Annotated in this window: 17 protein-coding genes; 14 read left to right on the top strand and 3 right to left on the bottom strand. The window is 71.2% G+C overall.

Going from position 1 to position 19,400, the window contains the following annotated elements:
* Positions 1-245 precede the first annotated feature (245 nt).
* From EST54_RS28700 to folE, 5 genes are all read left to right on the top strand, one after another.
* Complete coding sequence (locus tag EST54_RS28700; protein ID WP_006604046.1) at positions 246-1,388, top strand: zinc-dependent metalloprotease; 1,143 nt, start codon at positions 246-248, stop codon at positions 1,386-1,388.
* Between the two features lie 191 nt (positions 1,389-1,579).
* Positions 1,580-2,638, top strand: coding sequence for a tRNA lysidine(34) synthetase TilS (gene tilS, locus EST54_RS28695; protein WP_129250620.1), 1,059 nt, complete (start codon positions 1,580-1,582; stop codon positions 2,636-2,638).
* Between the two features lie 86 nt (positions 2,639-2,724).
* On the top strand, positions 2,725-3,264 hold the full coding sequence (gene hpt, locus EST54_RS28690) for a hypoxanthine phosphoribosyltransferase (RefSeq protein WP_006604044.1): 540 nt from the start codon (positions 2,725-2,727) through the stop codon (positions 3,262-3,264).
* A 235-nt stretch (positions 3,265-3,499) separates the two neighbouring features.
* A complete protein-coding gene (gene ftsH, locus EST54_RS28685; protein WP_129250619.1) occupies positions 3,500-5,512 on the top strand; it encodes an ATP-dependent zinc metalloprotease FtsH in 2,013 nt (670 codons plus the stop codon).
* 109 nt (positions 5,513-5,621) lie between these two features.
* On the top strand, positions 5,622-6,227 hold the full coding sequence (gene folE / locus EST54_RS28680; protein WP_129250618.1) for a GTP cyclohydrolase I FolE: 606 nt from the start codon (positions 5,622-5,624) through the stop codon (positions 6,225-6,227).
* Between the two features lie 159 nt (positions 6,228-6,386).
* Here the strand turns inward: folE and EST54_RS28675 are convergent, their stop codons facing one another.
* Positions 6,387-7,502, bottom strand: coding sequence for an alpha/beta hydrolase (locus EST54_RS28675; protein ID WP_129250617.1), 1,116 nt, complete (start codon positions 7,500-7,502; stop codon positions 6,387-6,389).
* A gap of 141 nt (positions 7,503-7,643) precedes the next feature.
* Here EST54_RS28675 and EST54_RS28670 point away from each other — a divergent pair, with 141 nt between their 5' ends.
* The 7 genes from EST54_RS28670 (at position 7,644) to EST54_RS28640 (ending at position 14,769) form a co-directional block, all read left to right on the top strand.
* Positions 7,644-9,488, top strand: coding sequence for a phosphatidylglycerol lysyltransferase domain-containing protein (locus tag EST54_RS28670; protein WP_167511621.1), 1,845 nt, complete (start codon positions 7,644-7,646; stop codon positions 9,486-9,488).
* Between the two features lie 124 nt (positions 9,489-9,612).
* Positions 9,613-10,518 (top strand): dihydropteroate synthase, encoded by a 906-nt coding sequence (gene folP, locus EST54_RS28665; RefSeq protein ID WP_239013144.1) that lies wholly within the window; start codon positions 9,613-9,615, stop codon positions 10,516-10,518.
* Between the two features lie 5 nt (positions 10,519-10,523).
* Positions 10,524-11,012: a nuclear transport factor 2 family protein gene (locus EST54_RS28660; protein ID WP_129250615.1), complete on the top strand. Its 489-nt coding sequence runs from the start codon at positions 10,524-10,526 to the stop codon at positions 11,010-11,012.
* A 418-nt stretch (positions 11,013-11,430) separates the two neighbouring features.
* Positions 11,431-11,790: a dihydroneopterin aldolase gene (folB, locus tag EST54_RS28655; RefSeq protein ID WP_129250614.1), complete on the top strand. Its 360-nt coding sequence runs from the start codon at positions 11,431-11,433 to the stop codon at positions 11,788-11,790.
* A complete protein-coding gene (gene folK / locus EST54_RS28650; protein WP_239013143.1) occupies positions 11,787-12,434 on the top strand; it encodes a 2-amino-4-hydroxy-6-hydroxymethyldihydropteridine diphosphokinase in 648 nt (215 codons plus the stop codon). The genes folB and folK overlap by 4 nt, the downstream gene beginning before the upstream one ends.
* Before the next feature lie 121 nt (positions 12,435-12,555).
* Positions 12,556-13,047, top strand: coding sequence for a DUF3180 domain-containing protein (locus tag EST54_RS28645; protein WP_129250613.1), 492 nt, complete (start codon positions 12,556-12,558; stop codon positions 13,045-13,047).
* A gap of 540 nt (positions 13,048-13,587) precedes the next feature.
* A complete protein-coding gene (locus EST54_RS28640) occupies positions 13,588-14,769 on the top strand; it encodes a hypothetical protein (RefSeq protein ID WP_239013142.1) in 1,182 nt (393 codons plus the stop codon).
* A gap of 224 nt (positions 14,770-14,993) precedes the next feature.
* Here EST54_RS28640 and EST54_RS28635 read toward each other — a convergent pair whose 3' ends face one another.
* A complete protein-coding gene (locus EST54_RS28635; RefSeq protein ID WP_129250612.1) occupies positions 14,994-16,136 on the bottom strand; it encodes an NADH-quinone oxidoreductase subunit D in 1,143 nt (380 codons plus the stop codon).
* Between the two features lie 56 nt (positions 16,137-16,192).
* Positions 16,193-17,218 carry an SAM-dependent methyltransferase gene (locus tag EST54_RS28630; protein ID WP_129250611.1) on the bottom strand — a complete coding sequence of 342 codons (1,026 nt, stop codon included), beginning with the start codon at positions 17,216-17,218 and terminating at the stop codon, positions 16,193-16,195.
* A gap of 174 nt (positions 17,219-17,392) precedes the next feature.
* On the opposite strand from EST54_RS28630, the gene EST54_RS28625 reads away from it, so the two are divergent.
* A complete protein-coding gene (locus EST54_RS28625; RefSeq protein WP_129250610.1) occupies positions 17,393-18,601 on the top strand; it encodes a sensor histidine kinase in 1,209 nt (402 codons plus the stop codon).
* Positions 18,602-18,713: 112 nt separating this feature from the next.
* Positions 18,714-19,397 (top strand): response regulator, encoded by a 684-nt coding sequence (locus tag EST54_RS28620; RefSeq protein ID WP_129250609.1) that lies wholly within the window; start codon positions 18,714-18,716, stop codon positions 19,395-19,397.
* Positions 19,398-19,400: the final 3 nt, after the last annotated feature.

The following is a 19,400-nucleotide window of genomic DNA, read 5'->3' as shown; positions in this document are numbered from 1 at the left end:
CCCCCAACGGGAGGGGCCGCGCCGCAGGACGAAGTCCGGAGGAGCGGCACCGCAGCCGACAAACCCACGCCCGCCGCAGGCGCAACGGCGAACAACACCCACGGCGGGTAAGCCGACAACGTGGGGGGCGCCGCCAAGCGCAACGGCGACAAACCACCACGGCGGGAAAGCCGACAACGTGGGGGGCGCCGCAAAGCGCAACGTGGGGGGAGCCAAAGACCTCGGCGCCCACGTACGGTGAACTCATGACGAGCATCGGTGGAACCGAGATGGTCGACTGGAATCTCGCGGTGGCGACCGCGACCCGGTTCGTGCGGCCGGGTCCTGAGGTGAGCCGGGACGAGGCACGCGCGATCGTCGCCGAGCTGCGCAAGCACGCCAAGGCCTCCGAGGCGCATGTCCGTGCCTTCACGCGCCTGGCACAGCCCGACGCGACGGGCGAGGAACCGCATGACACACCGGTCCTTGTCGTGGACCGGCCCGGCTGGATCAGGGCGAACGTCGCCGGGTTCCGTGCCGTGCTCAAGCCGCTGCTGGCCAAGATGGAGGACCGCCGCTCGACGGTCCCCGGAGGTGCGGTGCTCGGTGCGGTCGGCGGCAAGGTCACGGGCGTGGAGCTGGGCATGCTGCTGTCGTTCCTGGCCTCCCGGGTCCTGGGCCAGTACGAGACGTTCGCCCCGGCCTCCCGGGATCTGCCGGCCGCGGCGCAGGGCGGCCGGCTGCTGCTCGTCGCGCCGAACATCGTGCACGTCGAGCGCGAGCTGGAGGTGGCCCCGCACGACTTCCGGCTGTGGGTGTGCCTCCATGAGGAGACCCACCGCACCCAGTTCACCGCCGTCCCGTGGCTGCGCGACCACATCGAGGGCGAGATCCAGTCGTTCCTCAGTGAGACGGACATCGATCCCGGCGCCCTCCTGGAGCGGCTGCGCGAGGCCGCCCAGTCGCTCGCCGGCGCCAAGCCCGAGGGCGAGGAGGGCGAGGACGACCGCTCCCTCGTCGATCTCGTCCAGACGCCCGCGCAGCGCGAGATCCTCGGCCGGCTGACCGCCGTGATGTCCCTGCTGGAGGGGCATGCCGACTTCGTGATGGACGGCGTGGGGCCCGATGTCGTGCCCACCGTCGCCGAGATCCGGGAGAAGTTCCAAAAGCGCCGGGCCAGTGGCGCCGGGCGGCTGGACCAGGCGCTGCGCAAGCTGCTCGGCCTGGACGCCAAACTCCGGCAGTACCGCGACGGCGAGCGGTTCGTCAGCGCGGTCGTCGAGGAGGTCGGCATGGACGGCTTCAACCGCGTCTGGACGTCGCCGAACACCCTGCCCACCAAACAAGAGATCGCCAAACCGGCGGACTGGATCGCGCGGGTGCACCGCAGGACGGACGGGGCACCGTAAGCGAACGGCGTGAGCTGGGCACGCCGGGCGGCAGTAGCGCGCCCCTTCAATCACCCGTCTGAGGGACCGATACGGATGGATAGGCGTGCAATGCTCGGGGAACCGCTCGCCTCTGTCACCATCTAGGCACTCTGTGTGACGAAAACGCCCCTCACGGCCCGAGGCTCCCCAGCTGACGATTGGAAACGGACATGGGTCCCCATCCAGCGGTCGCCGCGATACGCCTGGCGGTCCGCCGCGTACTCCACGACGTCCTCACCCACCACTGCACGCAGGACCGGCACCAGCCCCCGCTCGTGCTCGTCGCCTGCTCCGGCGGCGCCGATTCCATGGCGCTCGCCTCCGCTCTCGCCTTCGAGGCCCCCAAGCTCGGGGTCCGCGCCGGGGGCGTCACCATCGACCACGGCCTGCAGGAGGGCTCGGACCTCCGTGCCGCCGAGGTCGCCCTGCGGCTGCGAGCCCTGCGGCTCGACCCGGTAGAGGTCGTCGCCGTCACGGTGGGCCAAAAGACAAGGGTGGCGCACAGCGCCTCGTATCGGGGTGGTGGCGGGCGACGGGAGGGAGGCCCCGAGGCCGCCGCCCGGGACGCCCGCTACGCCGCCCTGGACGCCACCGCCGAGCGCTGCGGCGCCAGCGCCGTCCTCCTCGGCCACACCCGCGACGACCAGGCCGAGACGGTGCTCCTCGGCCTCGCCCGCGGCTCCGGGACCCGCTCGCTCTCCGGGATGGCCGCGACCAGCGGACGCGGCGGCCGCTACCGCCGGCCCTTCCTGGACGTCGACCGCCAGACCGCCCGTAAGGCCTGTCTGATCCAGGCGCTCCCCGTCTGGGACGACCCTCACAACTCGGACCCCGCGTACACCCGCTCCCGGCTGCGCCACGAGGGCCTGCCCGCGCTGGAGAAGGCGCTCGGCAAGGGCGTCGTCGAGGCCCTGGCCCGTACCGCCCAGCTCTCCCGCGACGACGCCGACGCCCTGGACGCCTGGGCCGCCGACGCCGAGGGCACGGTCCTCGACGAGACCGGCACCCTCGACGTCGCCGCGCTGTTCGCCCTGCCCCCCGCGGTACGCCGCCGGGTGCTGCGCCGGGCCGTCATCGCCGCCGGCTCACCGGCCGGTTCGCTCTTCGCCCGCCACATCGAGGAAGTGGACCGGCTCATCACGGCCTGGAGGGGCCAGGGAGCCATCAACCTCCCCGGGCGAGTGGGTGTGCGACGGCAGGGTGGCAGACTGGTCATCCGGCAGGGCTGAGCCGCAGACGCTGCCCCGCATCCGAAGTCTCACGACTGACGCGAACACCGAACCGAGCGAGAGTGGCACGGGTGGACGACAAGGACATGGGCTCCGACCTTCAGTCGGTACTCATCAGCAAGGAAGAGATCGACGCGAAGCTGGCGGAGCTGGCCGCGAAGATCGACGCGGAGTACGCGGGCAAGGACCTGCTCATCGTCGGTGTCCTCAAGGGGGCCGTGATGGCGATGGCGGATCTGGCGCGCGCGCTGTCCACCCCCGTCACGATGGACTGGATGGCCGTGTCCTCCTACGGCGCGGGCACCCAGTCCTCCGGTGTGGTCCGCATCCTCAAGGACCTCGACACGGACATCAAGGGCAAGCACGTCCTGATCGTCGAGGACATCATCGACTCCGGCCTGACGCTGTCGTGGCTGCTGTCGAACCTCGGCTCCCGGGAGCCGGCCTCGCTGGAGGTCTGCACCCTGCTGCGCAAGCCGGACGCGGCCAAGGTCGCGATCGATGTGAAGTGGATCGGCTTCGACATCCCGAACGAGTTCGTCGTCGGGTACGGCCTGGACTTTGCGGAGAAGTACCGGAATCTGCCGTTCGTCGGTACTCTCGCGCCGCACGTCTACGGCGGCTGAGGAGGCTCCCGCGGCCCGGCGGGAACCCTTCGGGGCTTCCCGCCGTTGGAGCAGGGAGAGCAGAATCCTCGGCTGCATGTTCACTGTCGGCGCAGGCGCCGGATGACGATGCTGGGGTACCGTCCGAAGGCAATTCTTTTTCGGGCCAGTAATACACCGTACGCACGACCAGCCCTCCCGAGGGCGTTGTGCCTCACTGTGGCAGGAGGGACGGGGCCTTTACGGCTCCGTATGGATGGACGTGAAGCGATACTTCCGTGGGCCGGTCATGTGGATCGTGCTGGCCGTCCTCGCCGTGGTCGTGTTGATGCAAGTCGTCGGCTCGTCCGGCGGCTACAAGACGGTGGACACCGGTCAGGTCGTCAAGGCGATCGCTGACAACAAGGTGAAATCCGCCGAGCTGACGACCGGTGACGACAATAAGATCAAGATTGAGCTGTCGGGCTCCAACAAGATCGACGGCTCCAACAAGATCCAGGCGAGCTACATCGGCGACCAGGGCGTCGACGTGGCGAAGAACCTTCAGGCCAAGTACCAGACCGGCGAGATCAAGGACGGGTACACGGTCTCCCCGTCGAAGCAGAACCCGTTCGTCAGCGTGCTGATCACGCTGCTCCCCTTCATCCTCCTTCCCATCATCTTCCTGTTCCTGATGAACCAGGCGCAGGGCGGTGGATCCCGGGTGATGAACTTCGGGAAGTCGAAGGCGAAGCTGATCACGAAGGACACCCCCAAGACGACGTTCTCGGACGTCGCCGGGTCGGACGAGGCCGTCGAGGAGCTCCACGAGATCAAGGAGTTCCTCCAGGAGCCGGCGAAGTTCCAGGCCGTGGGTGCCAAGATCCCCAAGGGCGTGCTGCTGTACGGCCCGCCCGGAACGGGCAAGACCCTGCTCGCGCGCGCCGTCGCCGGTGAGGCGGGCGTCCCGTTCTACTCCATCTCCGGTTCCGACTTCGTCGAGATGTTCGTCGGTGTCGGTGCCTCCCGTGTCCGTGACCTCTTCGAGCAGGCCAAGGCGAACGCCCCGGCGATCGTCTTCGTCGACGAGATCGACGCCGTCGGCCGGCACCGCGGTGCGGGCCTGGGCGGTGGCCACGACGAGCGCGAGCAGACCCTCAACCAGCTCCTGGTCGAGATGGACGGCTTCGACGTGAAGGGCGGCGTGATCCTGATCGCCGCCACGAACCGTCCGGACATCCTCGACCCGGCGCTGCTGCGCCCCGGCCGTTTCGACCGGCAGATCGCCGTCGACCGTCCGGACCTGCAGGGCCGTCTGGAGATCCTCAAGGTCCACCAGAAGGGCAAGCCGGTCGCCCCGGACGTCGACCTCTCGGCCGTCGCCAAGCGCACCCCCGGCTTCACCGGTGCCGATCTGTCGAACGTCCTCAACGAGGCCGCGCTGCTGACGGCCCGGAGCGACGAGAAGCTGATCAACAACCACTTCCTGGACGAGGCGATCGACCGCGTCGTGGCCGGTCCGCAGAAGCGGACCCGGATCATGTCCGACAAGGAGAAGAAGATCACCGCGTACCACGAGGGCGGACACGCCCTGGTCGCGGCGGCCTCACCCAACTCCGACCCGGTCCACAAGATCACGATCCTGTCCCGCGGCCGGGCCCTGGGTTACACCATGGTCCTGCCCGACGAGGACAAGTACTCCACCACCCGCAACGAGATGCTCGACCAGCTGGCGTACATGCTGGGCGGCCGCGCGGCGGAGGAGCTGGTCTTCCACGACCCGACCACGGGCGCCGCGAACGACATCGAGAAGGCCACCGCCACGGCCCGCGCGATGGTCACGCAGTACGGCATGACCGAGCGGCTCGGCGCGATCAAGTTCGGCACCGACAACTCCGAGCCCTTCCTGGGCCGTGAGATGGGTCACCAGCGCGACTACTCGGAAGAGATCGCCGCGCTGGTCGATGAGGAAGTCAAGAAGCTCATCGAGACCGCGCACAACGAGGCGTGGGAGATCCTGGTCGAGAACCGCGACGTGCTCGACAACCTCGTGCTGACGCTCCTGGAGAAGGAGACGCTCAACAAGGACGAGATCGCCGAGCTCTTCAAGCACGTGGTCAAGCGCCCGGCCCGCCCGGCGTGGACCGGCTCCTCGCGCCGTACGCCCTCCAGCCGCCCGCCGGTGCTGTCGCCGAAGGAGCTGGGTCCGGCCAACGGCTCCGTGACGACGACCGCCACCGTCTCCACGGAGAAGGCGGAGGCTCCCGAGGAGCAGCGTCCCGAGAGCTGATCACCGTGGGGCCCCCGGCCCCGGAATATCTGCCGCGCCCTCCAGGTTTAGCCTGGGGGGCGCGGCATTCCGCGATTTTCGAGCGGGCGCAGAAGGAACGAGGCACCACATGACCGACCCTGTGACGCTGGACGTCGACGGAAAGCTCGGCACTTTCGACGAGAAGCGCGCCGAGAACGCCGTCCGCGAGCTGCTCATCGCGGTGGGTGAGGACCCCGACCGCGAGGGACTGCTGGAGACGCCGGCGCGGGTGGCACGGGCGTACAAGGAGATCTTCGCCGGGCTGTGGCAGAAGCCGGAGGACGTGCTGACGACCACGTTCGACCTGGGTCACGACGAGATGGTGCTGGTCAAGGACATCGAACTGGTATCCAGCTGCGAACATCACCTGGTGCCGTTCGTCGGGGTGGCGCACGTCGGCTACATCCCGTCCGCGGACGGGAAGATCACCGGTCTGTCGAAGCTGGCGCGGCTGGTCGATGTGTTCGCCCGGCGCCCGCAGGTCCAGGAGCGGCTGACCACGCAGATCGCGGACTCCCTGATGGAGATCCTGGAGCCGCGCGGCGTGATCGTCGTCATCGAGTGCGAGCACATGTGCATGACGATGCGCGGGGTGCGCAAGCCGGGGGCGAAGACGACGACCTCGGCCGTGCGCGGCCAGCTGCGCGACGCCGCGACGCGCGCCGAGGCGATGAGCCTGATACTCGCCCGCTAACCGGCCCCGGAGCGACGGGACGGGCCCGCGGCGCTGAGCCACGGGACGGCCCGCCGCGCCGGCCAGTGGAAGGCCGGCGGCACCGAATACTCCGACGGCCGGGCCCCTGCCGCACAGCAGGGGCCCGGCCGTCGTCGGTGGTACGCGGGCAGTGGCGCGTCAGGCCTTGAGGTGGTTGCCCAGCCACTCCAGGGCGGCGGGGATCTCGCGGCGCCAGGTGTTGAAGTTGTGGCCGCCGCTGTCGAGGATGATCGACGAGATCCGGCTCGGTGACTTCGTCTGCTGGATGAACCGCAGCGTCTGGTGGTAGTTCCCCTCGCCCTGCTTGCTGCTGGTGACCAGCAGGTTCACCGGGGGAGCGGGCAGGTGCCGCTGCCGCCACAGCAGATTGTTCTCCCGCTCCAGCTGCGGGTTGCCGCCGAAGAGGTCACCGGTGGTGGCGTCCCGGGGGGCCTTGTAGGCGCCGGAGAGGGCCACGGCGGTGGAGTACGCGTCGGGGTGGCGCATCGTCATCTTCAGCGCGCAGTAGCCGCCGGTGGAGTCACCGATGACCCCCCAGCTCTTGGCCTCGCGCCCTATTCGGTAGTGCGCCGTGAGGTCCGTGCGCAGGTCCTTGGTGAAGAACGTCTCGGTCTGCGGGCCGTTCGGTATGTCCATGCACTCGGTGTCGCGCGGCGGAGCCACGGTCGGGCGCATCATGACCAGGACCGTGGGCCGCATCCGGTTCTGCTGGAGCAGGCTGTGCTGGGTCTGCGGGAAATGCAGCTTCTTGTAGAGCGCCTCGGCGGTGCCGGGGTAGCCGGTGAGCACCACGGCCGCCGGGAATGTCTTGTGGGCGTACTTCTTCTGGAAGTACTGCGGCGGCAGATAGACGAAAGCGGGGCTGGCGATTCCGGAGTTTTCGCCGTTGACCAGCACCTTGTCGATCCGGCCGCCGGACGCCGGCCGGCCCCCGTTCTTGACGCTGATCCGTTCCGTGCCCAGCATCTGGAGCTTCGTGCCGTTCGGTCCGGTCTGGTAATTCGTGACCACGCCCGGCTCCTGCTCCTGGCCGAACAGGTCGGCCCAGGACGCGTAGAAACCGAAGGAATTGTTGGCGTACAGGCCGATGGAGGCGAATACGGCGAGCTGGGTCGCCAGCAGGAGCCCGACGCGACCGAGGACGGCCCGCCAGTTCCCCTTGGACAGCCGGGGCCAGAGCCAAATCGTGAGGACGAACAGTGCCACCGCGACGAGGACGGCAAGAAGCAGCACTTTCTTGCTGGTGAGACCCATGTGGTGCTTTCTTCCGGGCGGCCGGGCCATCCGTACCGCTAGTGGAACCCCTAGCCCTGAAACGCCGTCATACAGGGCGCAAAAAGTCCAGATGCTGCGACAAGGCTCGCACGTTCTCTCGACCGGGGCGACGGGAAAGTGATGTCTGACAGGCTAGATGGCGAAAAGTCGGAGACGGTTGCGTGGCGAACGCCACGCTGGCTCCGCGGCCCGCGACCCGAGGCGGTGCCGGGTGTCGTCGGTACCGCAGGCGTGATCGTCGGTCTGTTGAACCTCCTGTCCGGGGTGTTCGCACGGTTCCGGCACAGCCGGATGCACGCCCTGGCCGAGGTGCTGCCGGGTGCGGTGAGCCCGCTGGCGGCGGCCGCCTCGATCGTCGTCGGCATCCTGCTGCTCCTTTTGGCCCATGGACTCAAGCGGCGTAAACGGCGGGCCTGGATGGCGGCCGTGGCGCTGCTCCCGGTGGGGATCGCGGCGCAGCTGGTGTACCGCCACTCCGTCTGCGGAGCGGCGCTCTCGATGGCGCTCCTGGTGTTCCTGGTGCGCCACCGGCGGGAATTCGCGGCCCTGCCCGATCCGCGCAGCCGCTGGAAGGCCCTCGCCAACTTCGTCGTCCTCGGCGGCGCGAGCTTCGGCATCGGCCTGGTCGTCGTCAGCTCCCACCCCGCGAAGACCGTCGGCTCGCCCACCCTGTGGGAGCGCGTCCAGCACGTCCTGTGGGGCCTGTTCGGCTTCGAGGGCCCGATCAGCTACACCCACCACGTCGACTACACCGTCGGCTACTCCCTGGGCGCGCTCGGCCTGCTGACCGTCGCCACCACCGCGTACCTCGCCTTCCGGCCCGAGCACCCGGCGGCCCGGCTGACCGACGACGACGAGCGGCAGCTGCGCGAACTGCTCGCCAAGCACGGCGCCCGCGACTCGCTGGGCTACTTCGCGCTGCGCCGGGACAAGGGCGCGGTCTTCTCGCCGACCGGCAAGGCCGCGGTCTGCTACCGGGTGATCTCCGGGGTGATGCTCGCCAGCGGCGACCCGATAGGCGACGTCGAGGCCTGGCCGGGCGCCATCGAGCGCTTCATGGAGGAGGCCCGGGCGCACTCCTGGACCCCGGCGGTCACCGGCTGCAGTGAGACCGGCGGCCAGGTGTGGACCCGGGAGACCGGGATGGACGCGCTGGAGCTGGGCGACGAGGCGATCGTGGACGTCGCCGACTTCACCCTCGCCGGCCGTGCGATGCGCAACGTACGGCAGATGGTCAAGCGCATCGAGCGCAACGGCTACCGGACGCAGGTGCGCCGGGTGCGCGATCTGGAGCCGGCCGAGCTGGCGCTGATTCAGCAGGCCGCGGACGCCTGGCGGGACACCGACACCGAGCGCGGCTTCTCCATGGCGCTGGGCCGGATCGACGCGGTGGCCGATGGCGACGCGGTGATCGCCACCGCGCATCTGTCCGCGGGCGAGGGCGAGGAGCCGGGCCCCTACGGGGATCTGAAAGCCATGCAGCACTTCGTGCCCTGGGGCGACAGCGGCATCTCCCTGGAGCTGATGAGGCGTGACCGCAGCGCCGACCCCGGGATGAACGAGCTGCTGATCGTGGCCGCGCTGCAGGCGGCCCCCGACCTCAAGATCAAACAGGTGTCGCTGAACTTCGCGGTCTTCCGCTCCTCCCTGGAGCGCGGCGAGAAGCTCGGTGCGGGGCCGGTCATCCGGATCTGGCGCGGCATGCTGATCTTCCTGTCCCGCTGGTACCAGATCGAGTCGCTCTACAAGTTCAACGACAAGTTCCGGCCACGCTGGGAGCCCCGCTTCGTGGTCTTCCGCAACAGCCGTGACATCCCGCGGATCGGCCTGGCGGCGCTCCAGGCCGAGGGGTATCTGGAGCTGAGCCTGCCGCGCGTACTGCGCCGCAGGAAGGCCGCCGAGCCGCAGCCGTGTGCGCACCTGCCGGAGCCGGTCGACGCCCCGGCCGTCGAGCGGGTGGCCTGACGGGCCCGGTCCCGGGGCCGTCGGAGGGGGCCGCGCCGTACGGCGTGCGGCGGCCCGGCGCCCCCGCCGTCCTCCCGGCGACGGCCGCAATCCGGCCGGTCGGCACACGGCCTACGCTGGTGCCATGAGTACCTTGCGTGGCCGGGTGGCCGGACTGCCGGACTGGGACCGCTGCGCGGTGCTGGGCGTCGTCAATGTGACGCCCGATTCGTTCTCCGACGGCGGTGACTGGTTCGACACCGAACTCGCGGTCAAACACGGCCTCGACCTGGTGGCGCAGGGTGCCGACATGGTGGACGTGGGCGGTGAGTCGACCCGTCCGGGCGCGGCGCGGGTGGACGAGGCCGAGGAGCTGCGCCGGGTGGTTCCGGTCGTCCGGGAGCTGGCCGCGGCCGGTGTCGTGGTCTCCGTCGACACCATGCGCGCCTCGGTCGCCGAGCAGGCCGTCGAGGCCGGAGCGCGCCTGGTCAACGACGTCAGCGGGGGCGCCGCCGATCCGGCGATGGTGCCCGTGGTGGCGGCGCACCACGTCCCGTTCGTGGTGATGCACTGGCGCGGCCAGTCCATCGACATGAACAACCGTGCCGTCTACGGGGACGTGGTCGCCGAGGTCGTCGACGAGCTGGCGCGGAGCATGGAGCGCGCGGTGTCCGGCGGGGTCGATCCGGACCGGATCGTCCTCGACCCCGGCCTGGGCTTCGCCAAGGAGGCCGAGCACGATCTCGCGCTGGTCGCCCACTTGGCGCGGCTGCGCGCGCTGGGCCGTCCGTTGCTGGTGGCCGCATCGAGGAAACGGTTCCTGGGAAGGGTGCTGGCAGGCGGTGCGGGAGCCGCTCCACCGCCGGCCCGGGAGCGGGACGCCGCGACGGCGGCGGTGTCGGCGATCGTGGCGCGAGAGGGGGCCTGGGCGGTGCGGGTGCACGAGGTCAGGGCGAGCGCGGATGCGGTACGGGTGGCCCGTGCCGTGGAGGGCGCGGTGGCAGCGGCGGACGCCGGCTCCATGACGGTGAACACGACGGGAACGGTGTGAGCGGCTTGGGCCCACAGACGGACATCGAGCTGGTCGAGCAGGCGAACACGACCCTGTACGAGACCATCGAGCGCGGCGATCATGAAGCGTTGTCCGAGTTGTGGCTGGACGGCCAGGTGAGCGTGGTCCACCCCGGGTGGCCGGTGCTGCGCGGGCGCGGGGAGGTCCTCCGCTCGTACGCCCTGATCATGGCGAACACCGAGTACATCCAGTTCTTTCTCACGGACGTGGAGATCGATGTCATCGGTGACACCGCGCTGGTGACCTGCACCGAGAACATCCTCAGCGGCGGCCCCGCCGAGGACGACGGCTCGGTGGGCCCGCTGATCGGCCAGCTGGTCGTGGCGACCAATGTCTTCCGGCGGACCGAGGACGGCTGGCGGGTGTGGTCACACCACGGGTCGCCGGTACTGGCGGACCGTGACGACGAGGACGAGGACGAAGAGGGGCCCGGGGGGCCGGACGAGGGCGAGGGCACCGAGGGCGCCCTCTGAGGGCGCTCAGGGGGCGGGCACCGGGCGTGCGAGCCGGTGCGGGGCGCGGGGTGTGAGCCTTGCCATGCCGTGCGCCCTTGTGGGGACGGTGGCGGCCCGCCCCGCCGCCACCGTCGGGCGTCAGCCATCCGGGCGAGGGCGCACCCGTTCGAGCCAAGTGCGGCACGGGTAGGGGTGGGGCGTGGGCAGGGGGGTAAGAGGGCCGCGCGGACGATCTCCCGGCCTGTCGGTCGCTGTCCCACAGGGCGGCGCCTAGCAGGAGGTGCGGGGTCTTGTCCATAGCCCCCGTGGGCGAGGACTGTCGGTGCTCGAAGGTAGATTCGACGGCGGGGCAGTGTTGCCGGATCGCTCCGGTGCCTGCCCGGAATCCGACGAACAGTGGCGCCCAAGGTGCCGTGGACCAGTGGGAGTGATTCGCGTGGATCGTGTCGCGCTGCTTGGGCTGAGGGCCCGAGGCCACCACGGGGCGTTTCCCCGTGAGCGCGAGGAAGGCCAGACCTTCATCGTCGACGTGGTCCTCGGCCTGGACACCCGCGAGGCGGCGGCCAGCGACGATCTCGCGAAGACCGTGCACTACGGCGTTGTGGCCGAGGAGGTGGTGGCTGTCGTGCAGGGCGAGCCCGTCGACCTCATCGAAACCCTGGCCGAGCGCATCGCCGACCAGTGCCTCAAGCACGGGGGTGTGCAGCAGGTGGAGGTGGTGGTGCACAAGCCGGACGCGCCGATCACCGTCCCCTTCGACGACGTGACCATCACTATCACTCGGAGCCGAGTATGAAGCCCACCCGCCACCCGACCATCACCGCCGACGGGACGTCGCAGCCGCGCACGGACTTCGGTGACCCGACCGTGCAGCCGGTGCCCGCCTCGGTGGTGGAGCAGGTGGACGCCGCGGATGTGACGCTGTCCAACCCCAAACACGCCGTGATCTCCCTGGGCAGCAACCTCGGCAACCGCCTGGAGATCCTCCAGGGCGCCGTCGATGCGCTGGAGGACACCCCCGGCCTGCGGGTCAAGGCCGTCTCGCCGGTCTACGAGACCGAGCCGTGGGGCGTGGCGCCCGGATCCCAGCCGACGTACTTCAACGCCGTGGTGCTGATCAAGACGACGCTGCCGCCGGCCTCCCTCCTGGAGCGCGGGCAGGCGATCGAGGAGGCCTTCGAGCGGGTCCGCGACGAGCGCTGGGGCCCGCGCACGATCGACGTCGACATCCTGGCGTACCAGGGCGTGGTCTCCGACGACCCCGGGCTGACGCTGCCGCACCCGCGGGCCCATCAGCGCGCCTTCGTACTGGCGCCGTGGCTCGACATCGACCCGGAGGCGGAGGTTCCCGGGCACGGCGCGGTGGCCGCCCTGCTGTCGGCGGTCGGCCGCGAGGGGGTCGCGCCGCGGGCGGACCTGGAACTTCGGCTGCCCGAATAGCCGTTAGGGTTGCGGGTCGGTTCTCCGCGGGATGCATCCATACGAAACCGACAAGGCGGCCATATCGTCAGAGGTGGTCGTGACGAGGGATGGCCATGACGGTGCGAAGGGCGAGCGCTCGGTGAAGCAGCTACACATCAAGGTGCTGGTCGGGCTGTTTCTGGTGGCCGGGGTGCTGGCCTGGGGCGGCGCCCGGCTGTGGGACGCGTTCGGCACCCTCCCGAGCGTGCCGGTGGCGGCGCCGATCGTGCTGGCGCTGCTCGCCTCGGTGCTCGGGGCGACCGCCTTCTCGCTGCGGGCGCGGCTGCGCGAGCAGCGTGAGCGCCGGCCGGGCGCGAAGGGCGTCGATCCGCTGGTGGCTGCCCGCGCGGTGGTCTTCGGGCAGGCGAGCGCGCTGGTCTCGTCGCTGGTGGCCGGGCTGTACGGCGGTGTCGGCGTCTTCTTGCTGTCCTCGGGACTCGATGTCGGACCCCGCCGGGACCAGGCGATCTACGCCGGTCTGTCGGTGCTCGCCGGGGCGGCGGTGGTCGTCGCGGCGCTCTTCCTGGAGCGGGTGTGCAAGCTGCCGGAGGACGACGGCAAGGGCAATGGCGGAGTGAACTCGGTGGTGTGACGCCGGATCCGCACTCCATTTCTCCAAGATCATTCCGGTGCCCGCCTGCCGCACCCGGGTTCCGCTCAACGGCCCCGCGTGCGCGGTGGGAACCGGCGCCGTAGAAGAGCCGGATCGAGGGCGGTGCGGAATTCGCCTCCCTGCGTGCCGAATTCCTTCCCTGGAATCGGTGCGGCAGCACGGTGGAACCGTTGCCTCCGGTGGTGTCGGTCCGACGGTGATGTGGTGACGGAGCCCGCCGGGCCGCGCGGGGTCCCGGGGTGCCGACGGCGGGTGAGGCGGCGACCCGGAACGCCTTCGCGGCACCGGGGAATTCGCCGCCGGGTACCATCGAAGTTCCTCTCCTGCCTGGTAAATCCACTAAATCGACGCGACGCGCATGCGCCCATCGGGTGCGGAGTGCGGGACCGGAAGTTTCGCGAGCCGGTGGGTATGTGTCGGCATAGGCAGCCTCCACAGGCCCCGTGAAGAAGTAACCAGCGGGAAACGGATTCGTGAGCGCGGCCCCATAGATCCCGCACGCACGGTAAGTTTCTGGCCATGCCACGAGGACGCCACCGCCAATCACCACCCCTCCACCGGCTGCTTCCTCCCGCGACGGTCGCCGGTGCGTCGATCGCCTGCGCCGCGGGCGCGTGGTTCGTCGGCGACGACCTGGTGCAACGGGTGCTCGCCGCGGGCGCGGCGGCCGCCGCACTCACCGGCGCGGTGCTGCTGCGGACCTGGGACCGACAGGCCGGCCGCCAGGTTGCCGAACTCACCCGCGCCCGAGTGCGCGACGAGTGGCGCACCGAGGAGCGGATCGCCGAACTCGAAACGGACATCGAGGAAGCCCGCGAGCTCCGCGCCACCCAGGACACCAAACTCCGCGCCAAGCGCGCCGAATTGGCCCGGCTGCGCAGCGAACACGCCGACCTGCTGCGCCGTTACGCCACCGCCGAGACCGAGCGGGCCAGCGCGCTGGAGGGCCGTCGGCTGCTCGCCATCGAGGCGGCTGCCCCCTCCCGCGCCCTGCCGGCCGCCGACGACCGTCCCCGCACCTTCGCCTCCGTCCGGGCAGGCGAGACCCCGGTCCCGGCCCGGCGCGAGCCCGCCACGGATGCGGACCGCCCGGCGCCGGCGACCTATGCGCAGGCCGATCAGGCGCTCCGCCGGCTCGCCCGGAACGCCGCCCGCCAGCGCACCGCCCAGAAGGCCGCGCGCGCCGTGCGGGACGCCCGGAGCGAAGCGGCTGCCCGGCCCGAGGCGGCTGCCCGGCCCGAGGAGCCCTCCGGCCGCGAGGCCCAGGACGGTGAGAACGGCCGGGGGAAGGCCTCGGCGGACGCCGCACCGCGCACCGGCGCGGCAGCGTCCGGCCGCACGGCCGACGCCGCCAAACCCGCGCTCCGTCCGGTTCCGGCCGCGGCCGCCTCCGCTGTCATCGCCCCGTCCCGCCCGGCCGCGTCCCGTGCCCAGGGCGGCTTCGACTTCTTCGGCAACGCGACCGACGCCGGCCCCCGGGAGCTGACCGCACCGCGGGAGGAGGATCTGGCGGACGTCGTCGGGGACGAGGCCGTCGCCGAGCACTCGGCCCGTGAGCAGCCGTCCGCCAAGAGCGCCGCGGCCGACGGCGAGCGCGCCGAGGGGGACACGACCACCGGCACCGGCGAGGTCATCGATCTGACCGCACACGACGAGACCGAGCAGCTCGACCTCGGCGGACTGCGCAGCGCCATCTCCTGACCGCCCGCAGCCGCCGCGCGGCCCCGGAGCCGACCGGCGCTCCGGGGCCGTTCGGCGCTCTGGGCGGACGGCCACCCGGCCCGCCGGCGGACGCCGCCCTCGGGCAGGGGTGAGCGGCCGCTGCCGTCCACAGGGTGTGGACGATGTGCGCAGGGCAAGGCTGTCGCCCCCTGGAGGCGGATCCGGAATCCCCGGCGGGGCAGCGGGCCCCGCCCGGTCGGCGCCTACTTGTCGATGTCCCCGACGACGAAGAACAACGAGCCGAGGATGGCGACCATATCGGCGACCAAGGTGCCCGGCAGCAGCTCCACCAGCGCCTGGATGTTGTTGAACGACGCCGAGCGCAGCTTGAGGCGGTAGGGCGTCTTGTCGCCCTTGGAGACGAGGTAGTAGCCGTTGATGCCCAGGGGGTTCTCGGTCCAGGCGTAGGTCGTGCCCTCGGGGGCCTTCAGCACCTTGGGCAGGCGTTGGTTGACCGGCCCCGGCGGCAGCTCCGCGATCCGGTCCAGGCAGGCGTCCGCGAGATCGAGCGCATTGTGGCTCTGCTCCAGCAGGCACTCGAAGCGGGCCAGACAGTCGCCCTCCTCGCGGGTGACGACCTTCAGCGTGGACTGCAGCTCCCCGTACGCCAGATACGGCTCGTCGCGCCGCAGATCGAAGTCCACACCGGAGGCGCGGGCGATCGGTCCGGAGACGCCGTAGCCGTGCACCGTCTCCGGCGTGAGCACCCCGATCCCGCGGGTACGGCCGCGGAAGATCTCGTTGCCCAGGACCAGGTTGTCGAAGACGTCCATCCGGGAGCGCACCTCGGCAACGGCGTGCCGGGCCCGGCCGAGCCAGCCCGCCGGCAGGTCCTCCTTGAGGCCGCCGACGCGGTTGAACATGTAGTGCATCCGGCCGCCGGAGATCTCCTCCATGACGGCCTGGAGCTCCTCCCGTTCGCGGAAGGCATGGAAGACGGGCGTGATGCCGCCGAGCTCCAGGGGGTACGAGCCGAGGAACATCAGATGGTTCAGCACGCGGTTCAGCTCGGCGAGCAGCGTCCGCAGCCAGACGGCGCGCTCGGGCACCTCCATGCCCAGCATCCGCTCGACGGCCAGCACCACGCCCAGCTCGTTGGAGAACGCCGACAGCCAGTCGTGCCGGTTGGCGAGCATGATGATCTGGCGGTAGTCGCGCGCCTCGAAGAGCTTCTCGGCGCCGCGGTGCATGTAGCCGATCACCGGCTCGGCGTGCTGGATGCGCTCGCCGTCCAGGACGAGGCGCAGCCGCAGCACGCCGTGCGTCGAGGGATGCTGCGGGCCGATGTTCAGCACCATGTCGGTGCTCTCCGCCGCGCCGCCGATGCCGACCGTCGTCTCCGTCATGGGAACAGTCTCGCAGGACGCCCGGCCGGCGGACCGCGGAGGCCTCGGGCGTCCCACTACCTGAGAAGCCCCGCGCACGCGGTGCCCACCGGCTCCAGGAGCCAGCCGAAGCCGCCGAGGCCGCCCGGATCGGTCAGCTCCGCCGCCGCCCCGGCCGCGCTGAGGGCCCGTACGTACCCGGACGGGTCGGTGGCGGCCAGGGCGAGCGGCGGCCGGCGGCCGTCCACCCCCAGGGCATGCAGCGCCTCGCGCTGGGTCAGCCGCTCCGCCGACGGCCCGGCACAGGCGTCCAGCGCCACATGCGCCGTGATGTCGCAGCTGCCGTCCGGCACGGGAGGCACCTCGCGGCCGTCGCGGAAGCCGGTGAGGGTGCCGAAGGGCGGACGGTCGCCCCGCTCGTGCGCGTAGTCGGCGGCGACCGCGAGCCCGGCGCGCAGCGTGCCCACGGCCCGCGCCCAGGCCTCGTCCCGGGGGCGGCCGATCTCGGCGCGCAGCCCGGGGGAGGAAGCGGCGCCGCCGGCGGCCTCCCGGGCCGGCGGCGCCCACCACCGGCGCAGCCACTCCGCGTCCGCGCCGTCCACCGGCTCGCCCAGCCGCTCCGTACCGTCGGCGCGTACCAGCACCCGGCGCGGCACCCCGTCCGTATCCGTCTCGACCACCTCGACCGGCACGTTGTCGAGCCATTCGTTCGCGAACAGCAGCCCGGTGACCGAGCCCGGCGCGGGCAGCTCGCGCCGCCAGCAGATCCGCGCGTCGAGGCCCTCGGGGCGCGCGGCACGCTCGACCGCGTACGGACGCAGCCGCGCGGCCACCTCGCCGGGCAGCGCGTCCAGCACGCCCGTCAGCAGCTCACCGCGGCCCGCGCCCACATCGACCAGCGCCAGCTCCCCGGGATGACCGAGCGCGGCATCGACCCGGCACAGCAGGGTGGCGACGGCGCCCGCGTAGAGCGGGGAGGCATGCACGGAGGTACGGAAGTGCCCGGCCGGGCCGGGGCCACCGGGCCGGGTGTAGAAGCCCTCGTCCGGTCCGTACAGCGCCCGCTGGGTGGCCTCGCGCCACCCGCACCACTCGTTCGTCATCTGCCCCACGGTACGGGCGGACGCCGGCCCGCCCATACGGGCAGCGGTGCAGGTCGGGCCGCTGCCCGCGCGAGGTGGGGCAGCACATCTCCACCTTGGGGAGTAGGCCCGGCGCAACAGGATCGACCCTCCGGTTGACTCGTACACCTATATGCGTTGCCTACGCTGGGTTACGTGCAGCGCCTCTACGACTTCCTCCGCAGGCACCCGACGGGAGTGGACTCCTTCTGGGCGTTCGCGCTCCTCGGGTTCAGCACCCTGTGGGTCGCGAGCGATGGGCCCCGAGGCATGCGTACGGCCGTTGCCGCGGTCTTCGCCGTCGGCCTCTGCCTGGTGGTGGCGCTGCGCCGCAAGGCCCCCGTGCCGATGCTGCTGCTGACGGCCGCCATCGGCGCGGGCCAACTGATCTTCGGTATTGAGCCCAACATCAGCGACTTCGCGATGCTCGTGATCGCCTACACCGTGGCGTCCGCACCCACCGTCCCCCGCTGGGCCTCCCGCTGTGCCCTCGCCGGTGCCCTTGTGAGCCCGGCCCTGACGTTCTGGCGCTATGCGTACGAGGACGAGTACCGGCCGCTGTCGCTGAACCTCGTGTTGGTCGGCCTGCTCACCGTGCCGTTCGTCCTGGCCTGGGTGCTCGGCGACTCCATGCGCACCCGCCGCGCCTACTGGGCGCAGCTGGAGGAGCGGGCCGCCCGGCTGGAGAAGGAGCGCGAGGCGCAGTCCCGGATCGCGGTCGCGGCCGAGCGCGCCCGGATCGCCCGCGAACTGCACGATGTCGTCGCCCACAACGTCTCGGTGATGGTCGTCCAGGCCGACGGTGCCGCATACGTCCTCGACGCCGCCCCCGACCAGACCCGGCAGGCCCTGGAGACGATCTCCGGCACGGGGCGCCAGGCGCTGGCCGAGATGCGCCGGCTGCTGGGCGTACTGCGCACCGGCGAACAGTCCGAGGGCGGCGAGTACGTGCCGCAGCCCGGCGTCGAACAGCTTGAGGACCTCATGGACCAGGTGCGCGGCGCGGGCCTGCCGGTGGACTTCCGGGTCGAGGGCGAGCCGCGGGAGCTGCCGAGCAGCGTGGCACTGACCGTGTACCGCATCGTCCAGGAAGCCCTCACCAACACCCGCAAACACGGCGGCCCCGACGTCGGCGCGACCGTCCGCGTCTCCTACCGGGACGAGGACCTCGAACTGCTCGTCGAGGACGACGGGCGCGGCGCGCAACAGGAGCTCTACGAGGAGGGCGGGGCGGACGGCCTCGGCCACGGCCTGATCGGCATGCGGGAGCGGGTCGGCATGGTCGGCGGCAGCCTGACCGCGGGGCCGCGGGCGGGCGGCGGCTTCCGGATCAGCGCCGTACTCCCGCTCAAACCGGCCCGATGAGCGCCGCCGCGCCCCCGCCGCCCCGGTGCGCCCCTGCCCCGATGCCCACCAGCGACCCCACCGCACCACCCCGTACGCTCAGTTCCACCGTGCTCGAAGGGAACCCCCTGCCATGACCATCCGCGTGATGCTCGTCGACGACCAGGTGCTGCTGCGCACCGGATTCCGGATGGTGCTGGCCGCGCAGCCGGACATGGAAGTCGTCGCGGAGGCGGGGAACGGGGTCGAGGCGCTGGAGGTGCTGCGCGCCACCCAGGTCGATGTGATCCTCATGGACGTCCGGATGCCGCATCTGGACGGGGTGGAGACCACCCGTCGGATCTGCGCGGGCGGACAGCCGGAAGGCGGCCCGAAGGTGCTCATCCTGACCACCTTCGACCTGGACGAATACGCCTTCTCCGCGCTGAAGGCCGGGGCCAGCGGCTTCATGCTCAAGGACGTGCCGCCCAGTGACCTGCTCGCGGCGATCCGCGCGGTGCAGAGCGGTGACGCGGTCGTCGCACCGTCCACCACCCGCAGGCTCCTCGACCGCTTCACGCCGTTGATGCCCGCCACGTCCGCCGAGCCGTCCCGGCCCGAGCTGGGCCGGCTGACGGACCGGGAGCGGGAGGTGCTGCTGCTGGTCGCCCAGGGCCTGTCGAACGGTGAGATCGCGGCGCGGCTGGTCCTCTCCGAGGCCACGGTCAAGACGCATGTGGGCCGCATCCTCACCAAGCTGAACCTCCGGGACCGCGTCCAGGCGGTGGTTCTCGCGTATGAGACGGGGCTGGTGCGGGCGGGGGGAGCGGGGGCTTAGCGG

Origin of the sequence: Streptomyces sioyaensis (assembly GCF_004122735.1) — a bacterium.
GTDB classification, from domain to species: domain Bacteria; phylum Actinomycetota; class Actinomycetes; order Streptomycetales; family Streptomycetaceae; genus Streptomyces; species Streptomyces sioyaensis.
Note: the sequence above shows the minus strand (reverse complement) of the source record. Positions and strands in the feature narration are given on the sequence as shown.